At 71.8% G+C, this 14,056-nt stretch carries 14 protein-coding genes; 9 read left to right on the forward strand and 5 right to left on the reverse strand.

What is annotated here, in order from left to right; genetic code table 11:
- The first annotated feature begins 253 nt into the window (after positions 1 to 253).
- The 4 genes from DY218_RS22680 to DY218_RS22690 all read left to right on the forward strand — a co-directional run bounded on the left by DY218_RS22680 (position 254) and on the right by DY218_RS22690 (position 3,180).
- Entirely contained in the window at positions 254 to 1,834 is a 1,581-nt protein-coding gene (locus tag DY218_RS22680; protein ID WP_128558001.1) for an FAD-dependent monooxygenase, read from the forward strand.
- A gap of 81 nt (positions 1,835 to 1,915) precedes the next feature.
- The gene (locus tag DY218_RS35740; protein WP_325052017.1) at positions 1,916 to 2,002 is read left to right on the forward strand and encodes a putative leader peptide; all 87 of its coding nucleotides are present in this window, start codon (positions 1,916 to 1,918) and stop codon (positions 2,000 to 2,002) included.
- A gap of 234 nt (positions 2,003 to 2,236) precedes the next feature.
- Positions 2,237 to 2,785, forward strand: a complete 549-nt coding sequence (locus DY218_RS22685) for a cupin domain-containing protein (protein ID WP_128558002.1) — start codon at positions 2,237 to 2,239, stop codon at positions 2,783 to 2,785.
- Positions 2,782 to 3,180, forward strand: a complete 399-nt coding sequence (locus DY218_RS22690; protein WP_128557968.1) for a rhodanese-like domain-containing protein — start codon at positions 2,782 to 2,784, stop codon at positions 3,178 to 3,180. Before DY218_RS22685 ends, DY218_RS22690 begins: the two co-directional genes overlap by 4 nt.
- A 37-nt stretch (positions 3,181 to 3,217) precedes the next feature.
- Here DY218_RS22690 and recX read toward each other — a convergent pair whose 3' ends face one another.
- From recX to DY218_RS22705, 3 genes are all read right to left on the reverse strand, one after another.
- Positions 3,218 to 3,961, reverse strand: coding sequence for a recombination regulator RecX (recX, locus tag DY218_RS22695; RefSeq protein ID WP_128557969.1), 744 nt, complete (start codon positions 3,959 to 3,961; stop codon positions 3,218 to 3,220).
- Between the two features lie 3 nt (positions 3,962 to 3,964).
- The gene (recA, locus tag DY218_RS22700; protein ID WP_128557970.1) at positions 3,965 to 5,101 is read right to left on the reverse strand and encodes a recombinase RecA; all 1,137 of its coding nucleotides are present in this window, start codon (positions 5,099 to 5,101) and stop codon (positions 3,965 to 3,967) included.
- A 231-nt stretch (positions 5,102 to 5,332) separates the two neighbouring features.
- Positions 5,333 to 5,896: a TetR/AcrR family transcriptional regulator gene (locus tag DY218_RS22705; RefSeq protein WP_128557971.1), complete on the reverse strand. Its 564-nt coding sequence runs from the start codon at positions 5,894 to 5,896 to the stop codon at positions 5,333 to 5,335.
- Between the two features lie 146 nt (positions 5,897 to 6,042).
- Here DY218_RS22705 and DY218_RS22710 point away from each other — a divergent pair, with 146 nt between their 5' ends.
- Positions 6,043 to 6,762, forward strand: coding sequence for an MBL fold metallo-hydrolase (locus DY218_RS22710; protein WP_128557972.1), 720 nt, complete (start codon positions 6,043 to 6,045; stop codon positions 6,760 to 6,762).
- 62 nt (positions 6,763 to 6,824) lie between these two features.
- Here the strand turns inward: DY218_RS22710 and DY218_RS22715 are convergent, their stop codons facing one another.
- Positions 6,825 to 7,382 (reverse strand): dihydrofolate reductase family protein, encoded by a 558-nt coding sequence (locus DY218_RS22715; RefSeq protein WP_128557973.1) that lies wholly within the window; start codon positions 7,380 to 7,382, stop codon positions 6,825 to 6,827.
- 158 nt (positions 7,383 to 7,540) lie between these two features.
- Complete coding sequence (locus DY218_RS22720) at positions 7,541 to 8,395, reverse strand: helix-turn-helix transcriptional regulator (protein ID WP_128557974.1); 855 nt, start codon at positions 8,393 to 8,395, stop codon at positions 7,541 to 7,543.
- A 186-nt stretch (positions 8,396 to 8,581) separates the two neighbouring features.
- On the opposite strand from DY218_RS22720, the gene DY218_RS22725 reads away from it, so the two are divergent.
- The 4 genes from DY218_RS22725 to DY218_RS22740 all read left to right on the forward strand — a co-directional run bounded on the left by DY218_RS22725 (position 8,582) and on the right by DY218_RS22740 (position 14,026).
- Positions 8,582 to 9,577 carry an aldo/keto reductase gene (locus DY218_RS22725; protein ID WP_128557975.1) on the forward strand — a complete coding sequence of 332 codons (996 nt, stop codon included), beginning with the start codon at positions 8,582 to 8,584 and terminating at the stop codon, positions 9,575 to 9,577.
- Positions 9,578 to 9,652: 75 nt separating this feature from the next.
- Complete coding sequence (locus tag DY218_RS22730) at positions 9,653 to 10,864, forward strand: sensor histidine kinase (protein ID WP_128557976.1); 1,212 nt, start codon at positions 9,653 to 9,655, stop codon at positions 10,862 to 10,864.
- Positions 10,861 to 11,535, forward strand: a complete 675-nt coding sequence (locus tag DY218_RS22735; RefSeq protein ID WP_128557977.1) for a response regulator — start codon at positions 10,861 to 10,863, stop codon at positions 11,533 to 11,535. The genes DY218_RS22730 and DY218_RS22735 overlap by 4 nt, the downstream gene beginning before the upstream one ends.
- A 298-nt stretch (positions 11,536 to 11,833) precedes the next feature.
- On the forward strand, positions 11,834 to 14,026 hold the full coding sequence (locus tag DY218_RS22740) for an MMPL family transporter (protein ID WP_233521804.1): 2,193 nt from the start codon (positions 11,834 to 11,836) through the stop codon (positions 14,024 to 14,026).
- The last annotated feature ends 30 nt before the right edge of the window (positions 14,027 to 14,056 follow it).

Genomic DNA, 14,056 nt, shown 5'->3' on the forward strand with positions numbered 1-14,056 from the left:
CTGACGGTTGAGCATGCGGTGGGCGGGTCTCGAAATGAGGCCCGCCCACCGTCCGTCGGGCGAGGGCGCCTCCCTCGCCCCGCGCGTACCGTTCCGTCACCGTTGCTCCCGCGTCCGTGTCAAGGCCGACCATCGGTCACTTGACGCAAGCAGCGGCAGTGGGTTGCATACGTTCTGTGATCGCGCTCCCCGCTCCATGCGTCCCCTCAAGTACGAGTCCCAGGGCACCTCTCGCAGCGGGGAGCAGCACGCCGTGGATCCGGTGATCGTCGTCGGGGCGGGGCCCGTCGGGCTCACGCTCGCGCTCGCTCTGGCCCGTCAGGGCGTGCCGTCGGTGGTGCTCGACGAGGGGCCGGGCAAGGACGAGCAGCGGCCCGCGCGCACCGCCGTGCTGCGCGACGACACGGCCGCTCTCGTGGAGCGGCTCTGCTCCGTCCCGCTCGCCGGCGCGCAGCTGGCCGGCTGGCGTTCGTACCGGCGCAAGCAGCAGGTGCGGGCGGTGGCCTTCGGCGCGGACGAACCGGCGCCGGTGCATCTCGTCCAGCATGTGCTGACGGGCGCGCTGCGCGAGGCCGTCGCCGCGGAGCGGCTCATCAAGGTGGCGGTGAACAGCCGCCTCGACTCCGTGGAGCAGGACGCGACCGGACTGACGGCGCACACCCGGGGGCCCGACGGCACCTGGTGGCGCGGCAGTTACCTGGTGGGGTGCGACGGGCCTCGCTCCACGGTGCGCAAGCTCCTGGAGATCCGCTTCCCCGGGCGTACCGCGGTGGAGCGGCATGCCGTGGCCGCACTGCGGGCCGAACTGCCGCCGGCCGGTGAGGCGTTGCTGTACCGCCTGCCTCCCTGGCGCGGCGCCGGACCGGAGATCGCCGTACGCCCCTTGCCGGAGGGCGCCTGGCGGATCGACTGGCTGCTGCCGTCACGCAGCGAACTGGTCACCCCGGACGCCCTGGTGACCCGTGTCAGGGACACCCTCGCCGCGCTGTGCGGCGGCAGCACTCCCCCGTACGAACTGCTCGACACCGGCGTGCACACCGTGCACCACCGACTGGCCCGGCGATGGCGGTCGGGCCGGTGCTTCCTCGCCGGGGACGCGGCGCATCTGCTCGGAGCGCTCGGCACCCAGGGCCTCGACGAGGGGCTCCGCGACGCCGACAACCTGGCCTGGAAACTGGCGCACTGCTGGCACCACGGCGAGTCACGGGCGCTGCTCAGCAGCTACCAAGCCGAGCGGCGCACCTGTGTCGCCGCTCGGCTGCGCGCCGCTGACCAGGCACTTCCGATACTGCGCGGAGGCGGAGGACTGCGCTCCTACGTGCCCGGCGGCGCCCGCGGACACGACGGGCTGCTGGCGGACGGGCATCTGGGGCGCGGCCCGCTCGGTGCCGTGCCGTCCTATGCGAGTTCGCCGCTCGCGCCCGGGACCACTCCGGCCGAGACAATCGTCGGGACGGCGCCCGGAGCGCCCGTCGCCGATGTGCCGGTCACCGCTCCGGACGGGGCCACGGTCTCGCTGCGGGACCGGCTCGGCCGGGGTCGGCTGCTGGTCGTCCTGGTCGCGCCGGGGACCGGTGTCTGGGAGCGGCGGCACTGGCTGACGGCAGGGGTGATGCCCCGGCTCGCGGCGGCGGTCGCCGCGCTGCCGATGACCGCCGAGCTGCTGGTCGCGGAGGAGTATCCGGGTGCCGCGGCGCACACCGTCCTTCTGGTACGGCCCGACGGCCATCTGGTCAGCGCACTCGCGGGGGTCAGGCCCGAGGAGCTCCACGCGGCCGCGGAAGCCGTACGGGGCGGGGCGCCGGCGGAGGCAGGCGTACGGGCCGGGCGGTGAGGCGGCGCCGTCGTCTTGCGCAGAGTGACCGGAGTACGGACAACGTTTGACCATGAACGGCCGTCGTGCTGTACTCCCGCCATGACTGACACCAGCCGACGCCTGTGGCGGCGAGTCCATATGGACCTCGTCCGCTACGCGGGCTGCGTGTGTCGCCCGTCCTGCTGAATTCGCCTCCCCATCCTCTCCGTGCGCCGCGCTCTGCCGCGTCTGCGCGCACCACCCAGCGATTCCAGGACGGCATCCATGTCTCTGTCCCGTACATCCGTCGTGTCCACTCCCGTGGTCGAGCTCGCCGCCTCGGCCTCACCCGCCGAAGCTGATACCACGTCAACCAGCAAGCCCACCGCACTCGTTGCCCCGCTCCCGACCGAGGATGCCGCGTCCGAGGGCTCCTCCTCCGTGGCGGTCGCGCCCGACGCGAATGTGCCGGGGACCGGCGACGAGCGGCCGTCGACGCCCCCGACGCAGGCCGAGCTCCTGGACTTCGTGCGGCGTGCCGCTGCCGACACCGAGCTCGTCGCCTCACTGCCGCTCGATCCGGAGGGCCGCACCTGGGCCCGGCTCGAGGGGCCGGGCGGAAGCGAGGCCTGGCTCATCGGCTGGCCGCCCGGCACCGGCACGGGCTGGCACGATCACGCGGACTCGGTCGGCGCCTTCCTCACCGCCGCCGGCGAACTCACCGAGAACGCGCTGGCCGTACGCCTCCCCACGGACGGCTGGAAGACTCTGGAGCTGTCCGAGGGCGTCGACCGGCACCGGAAGCTGTCCGCCGGACGCGGACGGGCCTTCGGCAGCCACCATGTGCACGAGGTGCTCAACGAATCGGCCACCGAGCACGCGGTCTCCGTGCACGCGTACTACCCGCCGCTGCCCCTGATGCGCCGCTTCAGCCGCAGCGGAGCCGTGCTCCGGCTCGAGCAGGTCGAGCGGCCGGAGGACTGGCAGTGAGCGAGCCGGTGTCCATCGACGATCACCTGGAACGGGTCCGTCGCGGCCTCGACCGGATCGGCCCCGCCGAGGCCCAACAGGCCGTCGGTGAGGGCGCCTTGCTCGTCGACATCCGGTACGCGGAGCTGCGGGAGCGCGACGGGCTGATCCCCGGCGCGCTCGTCGTCGAACGCAACGAGCTGGAGTGGCGACTCGACCCACAGGGCAGCCATCGCCTGCCGGAAGCGACGGGCCACGACGTGCAGATCGTGGTGGTCTGCAACGAGGGGTACGCATCCAGCCTCGCGGCCGCCTCGCTCAAGTCCCTTGGTCTGCACCGTGCGACGGACCTGATCGGGGGGTTCCAGGCCTGGCGCGCGCTCGGCCTGCCCGTACAGGCACCCAGCGACGGCTGAGGTCGCGGACCGGCCCGCCCACGCACCCCGGCGGCCGTCAGAACCCGTCGTGCCCGAGATCGTCCGTGTCCTCGCCCTCCTCCTCGAGCGCGCGCCGCACGACGCGCAGGGCCAGGCCCTCCGAGTACCCCTTGCGGGCAAGCATCCCGGCCAGTCGCCGCAGGCGGCGGTCTCGCTCCAGCCCTCTGGTCGACCGGAGTTTGCGCGCGACCAGCTCACGCGCGGTGTCCTCCTCGCGCTCGGCGTCGAGCTGCCCGACCGCCTCGTCGATCGTCGCGGAGTCGACGCCCTTGGTGCGCAACTCCCGCGCCAGGGCACGCCGGGCGAGCCCCCGGCCGTGGTGCCGGGACTCCACCCATGCGTCCGCGAACGCCGCGTCATTGATCAGGCCGACCTCCTCGAAGCGGGACAGCACCTCCTCCGCCACCTCTTCCGGGATGTCCCGCTTGCGCAGCGCGTCCGCGAGTTGCTTACGGGTGCGCGGCGTCCCGGTGAGCAGACGCAGACAGATCGCCCGCGCCCGCTCGGCCGGATCCGGCTCACGCTCATGCGACTTCCCCGCCCCGGCCCTCGACGGGTCGGGGAAGTCGCCGCTCTGTCCCCCGGAATGTGCCGAGCCGTCGAACTCGCCACCCCGGGCCGCCCGTGCGCCCCCGACCGCACGGCCCCCGCGGCGTCCTCGGCGTGACCGGTCTCCCCGCGCGGATGCCTCGTCCCCCGCCCCGGCCTCCGGCCGGTCGCCGGGGCCGGGCTCCTGCGGCCAGTCCGTCCTGCGCACCACGGATCAGCTCTTGGCCGCTGCGGCCTTCGGCGACTTGCCCTTCGAGGCCGGTGCGGGCACCGCCTTGGCGTCCTTGGCCGCTGCCTCGGCCGGCGGGGCCCCCACAGCGGCATCGGCACCCGGCTCCGCCTCGGGCTCCTGCGGCTGCACACCGACACCGAGCTTTTCCTTGATCTTCTTCTCGATCTCGTTGGCCAGGTCGGGGTTGTCCTTCAGGAAATTGCGGGCGTTCTCCTTGCCCTGGCCGAGCTGGTCGCCCTCGTACGTGTACCAGGCGCCCGCCTTGCGTACGAAGCCGTGCTCCACGCCCATGTCGATCAGGCCGCCCTCGCGGCTGATGCCCTGGCCGTAGAGGATGTCGAACTCCGCCTGCTTGAAGGGGGGTGCGACCTTGTTCTTCACGACCTTGCAGCGGGTGCGGTTGCCGACCGCGTCCGTGCCGTCCTTCAGGGTCTCGATGCGGCGGATGTCGATGCGCACCGAGGCGTAGAACTTCAGCGCCCGGCCACCGGTGGTGGTCTCCGGGGAGCCGAACATCACACCGATCTTCTCGCGGAGCTGGTTGATGAAGATCGCCGTGGTCTTCGACTGATTCAGTGCGCTGGTGATCTTGCGGAGCGCCTGGCTCATCAGCCGGGCCTGGAGGCCGACGTGCGAGTCACCCATCTCGCCCTCGATCTCCGCGCGCGGCACGAGCGCCGCGACGGAGTCGATGACGATCAGGTCGAGGGCGCCGGAGCGGACCAGCATGTCCGTGATCTCGAGCGCCTGCTCGCCGTTGTCCGGCTGGGAGAGGATCAAGTTGTCGATGTCGACGCCGAGCTTCTTGGCGTACTCGGGGTCGAGTGCGTGCTCCGCGTCCACGAAGGCCACCGAGCCACCGGCCTTCTGGGCATTGGCCACCGCGTGCAGCGTCAGGGTCGTCTTGCCGGACGACTCCGGGCCGTACACCTCCACCACACGGCCGCGCGGCAGACCTCCGACGCCGAGCGCGATGTCCAGCGCGGTGGAGCCGGTGGGGATGATCTCGATGGGCTCGTTCGGCCGCTCGCCCATGCGCATCACGGCGCCCTTGCCGAACTGCCGTTCAATCTGTGCGAGCGCGGCGTCGAGCGCCTTCTCGCGGTCCGTACCTGCCATGGGTTCCACCCGATTTGCTTGAGTCGATCGCTTCACGTCCAAGACGCTAGCGCGTGCCACTGACAATCCGCCCCGACACCGTCTCCCGCCTGTGGACAACTCCCCGAGAGCCCCTCGAGAACCCCCGGAAACACTGGGCCGGAACACCCATATGAATGGATGTTCGATTTCACTGTCAAGCGGACCCGCGGAAGTCGCGGGCACCCATCGCGGCCCGATGCACCCGAGACCTCAGGCCGACCGGGCGAGCGCGGCCGCCAGCTGGGCCATGCCGTACTCGTAGGCACGGTCCACGTCGCCGCCGAGGTTGAAGGCGGCCGCCAGTTCCATGCTGATGAACCCGTGCGCCCAGGCGGTGATCGTCCGAGCCGCCTCCAGGGCGTCCGCGGACCCCGCCAGCTCACCGGCCACCTGCAGGACGGGCGCCGCCACGCGGGCGAACAGGGCGGGGTCGGGCCTGCTCTCCTCCGGAGCGTTCACGAACAGCAGGTGATACGCGGCCGGCCGGGTGTGGGCGAACGCACGGAAGGCACGCAGCAGTTCGCACAGGGTCTCGCGGGGGTCGGGCGCCGCCGGGACCGCCCGCAGCTGCTGCTCCAGGTCGAGGAGGGTCGCCTCGGTGACGAGGCGGACGAGGGAGTCGCGATTGCGTACCCGCTTGTAGAGCGAAGGGGCCCGGACGCCGACCCGGTCGGCGACCGCCTGCATGGTCAGCCTCGCCGGCCCCTGCGACTCCAGGATGTCGCGGGCCGCTCGGACGATGGCCTCGACCGAGGTGCGTTCGGGCGTCGGCATGCGCTTCCTTCCGGTCGACGGTCGACGCGACATCACGCTCGTGCGGCGATCAGTTTCGTTCAGCGATCAGGTTCGTTCAGCTATGGACCTTAGCCATGATGGCTAGGTACCGTAGCCATCATGGCAGATCGGCGAGGAGAAGGCTCATGAAGCTCGATCAGCACCTGCATCGCATCGGGAACGACATCGTGGCGGTCCACCTCGTCGTCACCGACGACGGCATCACCGTCATCGACGCCGGACTGGCCGGCCACTGGCGGGAGTTGACCGCCGAACTCGACGCCGTCGGCCGGACCATCGCCGACATCCGCGGTGTCGTGCTCACCCACGGCGACACCGACCACCTCGGCTTCGCGGAGCGGCTGCGCCGCGACCACGGGGTGCCGGTCTTCGTGCACAGCGCCGACGCCGCGCGTGCCCGCGGCGAGGTCAAGGCCAAGAACAGCTGGGGGCACACCAAGCCGGCCGCCGCGGCCGGCTTCCTCTGGTACGCCGTCCGCAAGGGCGGCCTGCGCACGACGTATCTGACCGAGGTGTCGGAAATGGCCGACGGCGACGTGCTCGACCTGCCGGGCGCACCCCGCATCCTGGGCCTGCCGGGCCACTCGCCGGGCAGCGTCGCCGTCCATGTGCCCGAGGCCGATGCCCTGTTCGTCGGTGACGGCCTCACCACCCGGCACGTGCTCACCGGGCAGCGGGGGCCGCAGCCGGCGCCTTTCACCGATGACGACGAACAGGCGCTGACCTCGCTCGACCGGCTCGGCGAGCTGCGGGCGAAGTGGGTGCTGCCCGGACACGGCGCGCCCTGGGACCAGGGCGTCCAGGAGGCGATCCAGCAGGTCCGGGTTGCGGCGCGCCCGCACTGAGCGGTGTTCGCGAAGTCCCGCCGTCCAGCGGATCCGTCGACTCTCAGCGGATCCGTCGACGCTCAGCGGGTCCGGTAGCGCGCGTAGATCAGTCCGCTGTCGAAGGCGCGCTCCTCGACGAGCTCGAGATCGAGGCGTACGCCGTCGGGGAAGAACCGCTTGCCGCCGCCGACCACGCTCGTGGTGATGAACAGGTGGTACTCGTCCACCAGACCGGCCGCGATCGCCTGGGCCGCGAGGTTCGGCCCGTCGACGGTGAGGTCGTGGTCGGCCTCGGCCTTGAGCCTGCGCACCGCGTCCGGGTCGAAGTACCGCTCGATCCGGGTCTTCGCGCTGGACACCGACTGGAGCGTCGTGGAGTACACGACCTTCTCCGCGGCCTGCCAGTCGCGCGCGTACTGCAGGATGTGCGGCGGCTGGTCCGGCTCGGTGTGCGCGGTCTCCCAATAGACCATCGTTTCGTACATCCGCCGGCCGTAGAGGTACGTGCCGACGGGGCGGAAGAGATCGCCGACGAAGGTGTGCACTTCCGGGTCCCCGGCGCCGGTGCCCAGGTCGCCCTCCGCCGCCTCTGCGTAGCCGTCGAGCGAGCAGATCATCGAGTAGATGAGCTTCGCCATGGGGGTCTCCTCCGGGTGCGAGCGCGTCCGTCTGACGGTCCTGCTGCAGGCAGTGACTGACGCACGGCCTTGAACTCATCGGTCGAACCACCGGCCCCGAGCAGCTCCTCGGGGAGACCTCCTCCGGGAAGGCGCATTCCCGGAGAAAACACGCCTCCTCAGGACGTCATCTGCCCGGTCGGGAACTCCTGGCTGCCCAGCACCCGCAGCAGCTCCATACGATCGCGGGCCTCAGCGTCAGCAGGTGTCAGCACCAGGAGCAACTGCCCCTGATCGGGGGTGACAAGGGTCTCGCAGTCCATCCGGACAGGGCCCACGCGCGGGTGCATCAAGGTCTTGCGGTCGGCCCGCCGGACGCCGACTTCGTGCTCGGCCCAGAGCCGGCGGAAGTCGGCGCTCGCCGCCTGCAGGCGCTCGATGAGTCCGGTGACCACCGGGTCACCGGACCGGCGGCCGGCGACCGCACGCAGATCGGCGACGAGCTGACGCCCTTGGTGCTCACGCTCCTCGGGCGGGTGGGTGGCGCGCACGGCAGGGTCGGTGAACCAGCGGTACACGAGATAGCGGCGGTCACCGTCCATTCCGGTGTGGTCGCCGTTCATCAACAGCACCGCGGCACGGTTCTGCGCCAGTACCTCTCCCAGGTCGGAGAGGACCAGGGCCGGTGTGTCGCCGAGCAGGTCGAGCAGGCGCACCAGACCGGCACGCGCGAGCCGGGCCATCTCCTCCGCCGGGGGCGGCCGGTGCCCGGCCAGGTGGAACAGATGGGCGCGCTCGTCCTCCGACAGCCTCAGGGCCCTGGCCAGCGCGCCGAGCAGCTGGATCGAGGGCTGGCTGCTGCGGCCCTGTTCGAGGCGTACGACGTAGTCCACCGACATGCCCGCGAGCATGGCCACCTCTTCGCGGCGCAGACCGGAGGTGCGGCGGCGGGGGCCGTCGTGGATGCCGACCTCGGCCGGGCGGATCGCTTCGCGGCGACGACGCAGGAAGTCGGCCAGCTGCTCACGTTGCATGTCCCCAGGTTCTCTCCGAACCGTCCCGGCATCCAGGGAGCGGCGCTCCCTGGATGAACGCTCCGCTCCCGCGGACCGCTGCACGCGCGCAGGGTGGACAGCAGCCGGTGGACGGCAGCCGTACGACGAAGGAGAGCTGCGATGACGACGGAAACGACGACAGGACGGGCCACACCGAGAGGGACCATGGGAACGCGCCTCCTGGGCGACACCGGACCTGAGGTGTCCTCCCTCGGTCTGGGCGCGATGGGCATGTCGGGCGCCTATGGGGAGGCCGATCGCGACGAGAGCATCGCCACGGTGCATGCCGCCCTGGAGGCCGGTGTCACGCTGATCGACACGGGTGACTTCTACGCGATGGGGCACAACGAGCTGCTGCTGGCGGAGGCGCTGCGCGGACGGAACCGGGACAGCTACCGGCTGAGCGTCAAGTTCGGCATGCTGGCCGGCCCCGGGCGCGGCCCCTCCGGGCCGGACGGCCGCCCGGAGGCGGTGAAGAACTTCCTGGGCTACTCGCTGACCCGTCTGGGCACCGACCACATCGACATCTACCGCCCCGGTCGCCTCGACCCGGCCGTGCCCATCGAGGAGACCGTGGGCGCGATCAAGGACATGGTCGACGCCGGGTACGTGCGGCACATCGGGCTCTCGGAGGTCGACGCGGCCACGATCCGCCGGGCGCACGCCGTCCACCCGATCGCCGATCTGCAGATCGAGTACTCGCTGATCTCCCGCGCCGTCGAGGCGGAGGTGCTGCCCACGCTGCGGGAACTGGGCATCGGACTGACCGCGTACGGAGTGCTCGGCCGCGGCCTGATCTCGGGCCACTGGACGGCCGGGCACACGGCCGGCCCCGGTGACTCGCGGGCCGCGGGACCGCGCTTCGCGCCGGGGAACGTGGAGCACAATCTCGCCCTCGTGGACGCCCTGCGCGAGGTCGCCGCCACGAAGGGCTGCACCGTCGCCCAGCTGGCCATCGCGTGGGTCGCCGCCCGGGGCGAGGACATCGTGCCGCTGGTCGGCGCCCGGACCCGCGAGCGGCTCGCCGAGGCGCTGCCCGCCCTCGAGGTGGAGCTCTCCGCGGACGATCTGGCCGAGATCGAGAAGGCGGTGCCGGCGGGTTCGGCCCGCGGCGACCGCTATCCGGCCGCGTACATGCCCGGGCTCGGCGTGGGGAACTGACCCGGCCGCAACGGCCGCGGACCCGCCTGGACCGGCGGCAGGGCCCCTGTGGGACGGCCGCCTATCCTTCACCGCATGGCCCACCTCACCGTCGCCGGACGCCGACTGAGCGGGCACGCCGCCGACCTGGCCCTGACACTGCTCGTCTCGGCGTTCGTGATCATCTGGACCCTGGTCATGACGCGGTACGCAGCCGAATCGGCGTCCCGCGCGGTGGGCGGCTGGCTGCTGGTCGTCGTGGGCTGCGGTGCACTGTACTTCCGCCGCCGGTGGCCCGTGGCCGTCGCCGCCCTCACGCTGCTGGCCTGCGCCGTGTACTACCCCATGAGCACCTACGACGGGCCCCTCCTGGTCACCTTCGCGATCGCGCTCTACTCGGTGGCGGCGGAGGGGAGGTTCGTCGCCGCGGTGCTCCTCGCGGTCGTCACCCTGTTCGCCGTCGGCCTCGGTGAGTTCACCCAGTCCCCGGGCAACCGGCAGATCGACGACACCTCGTTGGCCATGCTGAGCGGCTGGCTGATCAGCCTGGTCGCGGTCGGGCGCGCGCAGCGCATCCGGTCGGAGTACCTGCACGAGGCGGAGCAGCGCGCTCTCGCGGCCGAGCGGGAACAGGAGGCCCGCGCCCAGCAGAGCGCGAGCGAGGAACGGCTGCGTATCGCGCACGAGTTGCACGACGTGCTCGGTCACAGCATCTCGCTGGTCAATGTGCAGTCCAGCGCCGCGCTGCACCGGATCGGCAAGAAGCCCGATCCCGCGATCGCGCTCGCGTCCGCGGAGGAGGCTTTGAAGTCGGTCAAGGAGACCAGCAAGGACGCGCTCCGCGAGCTGCGCGCCACGCTCGGAATGCTGCGCCGGGCGGACGAGGCCGCGCCCACGGCCCCCGCGGCCGGTCTTGACAGGCTCGGGGCGCTCGCCGGCCGCGCGCGGAGCGCCGGGATCGATGTGTCGACCGAGACCGTGGGCGCCCCTTACCCGTTGCCGCCCTCGCTCGACCTGGCCGCGTACCGGATCGTGCAGGAGTCGCTGACCAATGTGGCGCGGCACTCCGGTGCCGACCACGCGCGCGTGACCCTCACGTACACCGACGACGCCCTGCTGCTGAGCGTCGACGACAATGGGCGCGGACAGGAAGACGACCGCGGCGACGGAAGCGGCATCCGCGGGATGGCCGAGCGGGCGAAGGCGTTCGGCGGCGAACTGACGGCTCACAACACGTCCGAGGGCTTTCGGGTCAGCGCCCGGCTGCCGCTGGACCACGACGCCCGGAGCGGAGAAGACCACCGATGACCCCACCGATCCGGGTGCTGCTCGCCGACGACCAGCGCCTCGTGCGGGCCGGTTTCAAGTCCATCCTGGACGACGAGGACGACCTCGAGGTGGTGGGCGAGGCCTCGGACGGCGATGAGGCCGTCCGCCTCGCGCGTGAACTGCGGCCGGACGTCGTCCTGATGGACATCCGGATGCCGGACCTGGACGGCCTCGAGGCCACGCGGCGCATCACCGGGGACGACCGCCTCGAAGGAGTCCGGGTCGTCATCCTGACCACGTTCGACGTCGACGACTACGTGTACGGGGCGCTGCGCGCGGGAGCCTCGGGCTTCCTGGTGAAGGACACCGAGCCGATGGAACTGCTGCACGGCGTACGGGTGGTGGCCAGAGGCGACGCGCTGATCGCCCCTGCGGTGACCCGTCGGCTGATCGCGGAGTTCGCCGGCCGCAGCAGGCAGCCGGACCCGAGCCCGCGCCTGAACGCCCTGACCGAGCGTGAGCGCGAGGTGATGGGCCTGGTCGGCGAGGGCCTGTCCAACGATGAGATCGCCCGGCGGCTCGTCCTCTCGCCCGCGACCGCGAAGACCCACGTGAGCCGCATCATGACCAAGCTGGATGTGCGGGACCGTGCCCAACTGGTGATCCTCGCCTACGAGTCGGGGATGATCACCCCGGGGTGGCTCGGCTGAGACCTGCGTAATCGCGCCCCTGGTCCGGCCGGCGGTCCACGCGCGCGTGGACCGCGATCCACCGGCCGAAACGCCGTCCTACGCGCGCGTGCACCACAACTCCCGGAGTATGTCCACCCGGACACCCGCAACCGCAGTGGTACGTGCCTTGTCATCCGCCGGCCGACGACACACACCTGGGCGGAGTCGGACGCTGACCGTCCGACCGATGCCCGGGCCCGACCGCCTCCCCTGGGCATCGGCACCACCATCGGCTGTCCATCCGGAGTGTTTCCCCATGCCAAGGACCGCACCGCCCATGCCCGGTCGGGCCGGAGTCTTCGCGCGGCTCGCCGCCTTCTCGTACGCGCACAGATGGCGCGCCCTGGCCTTGTGGGTGGCCGTCCTGCTGGGTGCCACCGTCTCCTCCACGGCCGTGGGAAGCGCGTACCACAACGACTTCGCGCTGCCGGGCACCGATTCGCAGCAGGCTCAGGACGTGCTCGAGAGGCACGGCGCCGCGCAGGCGGACGCCTCGGTGCAGATCGTGCTGCAGGCCGACGGCGGCATTCGCGGTGCCGTCGTCAGGGAGCGGGTGGACGGGCTGCTCGCGAAGGTCGAGCCGCTGCCCGGCGTGCTCGACGTGCGCAGCCCGTACGCGGACCGGGCGGCGGTCTCCCGGGACGGCACGGTCGGCTATGCGACCGTCGGCCTCGACGGCACCGCGGAGAGCGTCCCGAAGGACGACGTACGCACGATCATCGACGTCGTCGAAGCGGCGGCCGGTGACGGGCTGCGCACCGCGGTGGGCGGCGATGCGGCACGGGCCGCCCAGGAGAGCGAGGGCGGTGCCGCCGAGGGCGCGGGCATCCTGGGCGCGCTGGTGATCCTGGTGTTCCTCTTCGGCTCCCTGGTGGCCGCGAGTCTGCCGGTGGTCACCGCGCTGTTCGCGGTCGGTACATCCGTGGGACTGATCGCGCTCTCCTCGCATCTGGCGACGGTCGCGGACTTCACCCCGCCGATCCTGATGCTGGTCGGCCTCGGCGTCGGCATCGACTACGCGCTGCTGATCTTCTCGCGGTACCGGAGCGAGCTCCTCGAGGGCGCCGAACCCGAGCAGGCGACGCGCTCCGCACTCGACGCCGCCGGCCGCACGGTCTTCTTCGCCGGCTGCACCGTGATCATCGCCCTGATGGGTCTCGTGGTGCTCGGGCTCGGGTCGCTGCAGGGCGTCGCGCTGGCGGTGGCGCTGACCGTGCTGGTCACCATGGCCGCATCGCTGACGCTGCTGCCGGCCCTGCTCGGCCTGACGGGACGGCGCATCCAACGGCAGGTGGCCGCGCGTGCAGCGAAGGCTGAGCGGGTGGAGGGCGCGAGGTGGCGGCGCTGGGCCACGGGAGTGCAGCGGCGCCCGTGGACGGCCCTGGTGCTCGCGATGGTCGCTCTCGGTGCGCTGGCCGCGCCCGCCCTGGACATGCGGCTCGGCTTCGCGGATGCGGGCAACGACGCGGAGACCAGGACCAGCCGGCAGGCGTACGACATGCTCGCGGACGGCTTCGGGCCCGGATTCAACGGGCCGCTGTTCGTGGTCGCCGACGCCGGCGCGGCACCGGACGGGAGCGGTGGCGCCGGCGTGCAGGTGGCGTCCACCGTGGCCAGAGCTCTGGCCGACACCCCTGGCGTCGCCGCCACAAGCGGTCCGATGCCGTCGCGGGACGACTCCGTGGCCACCCTCCTGGTCTTCCCCGAGTCCGCCCCGCAGGACGAGGCGACCGCACAGCTCGTCGACCGGCTCCGCGGCAGCACCCTGCCGCCTCTGGAGCAGCGGACGGGCGCGACGCTCCTGGTGGGCGGCGCCACGGCCGCCACCGAGGACTTCGCGTCCACGGTCTGCGATCGGATGCCGCTGTTCGTCGCGATCGTGGTGGGGCTCTCGGCCGTACTGCTGCTCGTCGTGTTCCGCTCCGTGCTGATCCCGCTCAAGGCGGCGGTGCTCAACCTCGTCAGCATCGGGGCGGCGCTCGGGGCGATCACGCTGGTCTTCCAGGACGGCTGGTTCGGGGTGGAACCAGGCCCGATCGAGGCCTTCATCCCCGTGATGATCTTCGCGATCGTCTTCGGCCTGTCGATGGACTACGAGGTCTTCCTGCTCTCCCGGATCCACGAGGAGTGGGAGCGCACCAAGGACGCGCAGGCCGCGGTCCGCGAGGGGCTCGCGGCGACCGGCCGGATCATCACGGCAGCCGCAGCGATCATGATCGTGGTGTTCGCGGCGTTCGTCCTCAGCCCCGATCGCATGCTCCAGCAGTTCGGCCTCGGCCTGGCCGTGGCGATCCTGCTGGATGCCGTGGTGATCCGCTGTCTGATCGTCCCCGCGGTGATGCAGCTGATGGGCACGCGCGCGTGGTGGCTGCCCGAACGGCTCCGGCGGCTGCTGCCCGAGGTCGAGCTGGAACGGCACGAGCGCCAGGACCTCAGGGAGGGAGATCTCCAGGGCGCGGACCGTCCATGACCTCGCGCAGCGGGCGGAGCCGCAGGGCGT

The sequence above is a fragment of the Streptomyces triticagri genome, assembly GCF_003429565.1.
GTDB classification, from domain to species: domain Bacteria; phylum Actinomycetota; class Actinomycetes; order Streptomycetales; family Streptomycetaceae; genus Streptomyces; species Streptomyces triticagri.

Bases quoted from the DNA above. Each gene is read 5' to 3' on its own strand.
- DY218_RS22730 (WP_128557976.1), top strand. From the start codon at position 9,653: ATGGCCCACCTCACCGTCGCCGGACGCCGACTGAGCGGGCACGCCGCC.
- recA (WP_128557970.1), bottom strand. From the start codon at position 5,101: ATGGCAGGTACGGACCGCGAGAAGGCGCTCGACGCCGCGCTCGCACAG.
- DY218_RS22725 (WP_128557975.1), top strand. From the start codon at position 8,582: ATGGGAACGCGCCTCCTGGGCGACACCGGACCTGAGGTGTCCTCCCTC.
- DY218_RS22705 (WP_128557971.1), bottom strand. From the start codon at position 5,896: ATGCCGACGCCCGAACGCACCTCGGTCGAGGCCATCGTCCGAGCGGCC.
- DY218_RS22740 (WP_233521804.1), top strand. From the start codon at position 11,834: ATGCCCGGTCGGGCCGGAGTCTTCGCGCGGCTCGCCGCCTTCTCGTAC.
- DY218_RS22715 (WP_128557973.1), bottom strand. From the start codon at position 7,382: ATGGCGAAGCTCATCTACTCGATGATCTGCTCGCTCGACGGCTACGCA.
- DY218_RS22735 (WP_128557977.1), top strand. From the start codon at position 10,861: ATGACCCCACCGATCCGGGTGCTGCTCGCCGACGACCAGCGCCTCGTG.
- DY218_RS35740 (WP_325052017.1), top strand. From the start codon at position 1,916: ATGACTGACACCAGCCGACGCCTGTGGCGGCGAGTCCATATGGACCTC.
- DY218_RS22720 (WP_128557974.1), bottom strand. From the start codon at position 8,395: ATGCAACGTGAGCAGCTGGCCGACTTCCTGCGTCGTCGCCGCGAAGCG.
- DY218_RS22710 (WP_128557972.1), top strand. From the start codon at position 6,043: ATGAAGCTCGATCAGCACCTGCATCGCATCGGGAACGACATCGTGGCG.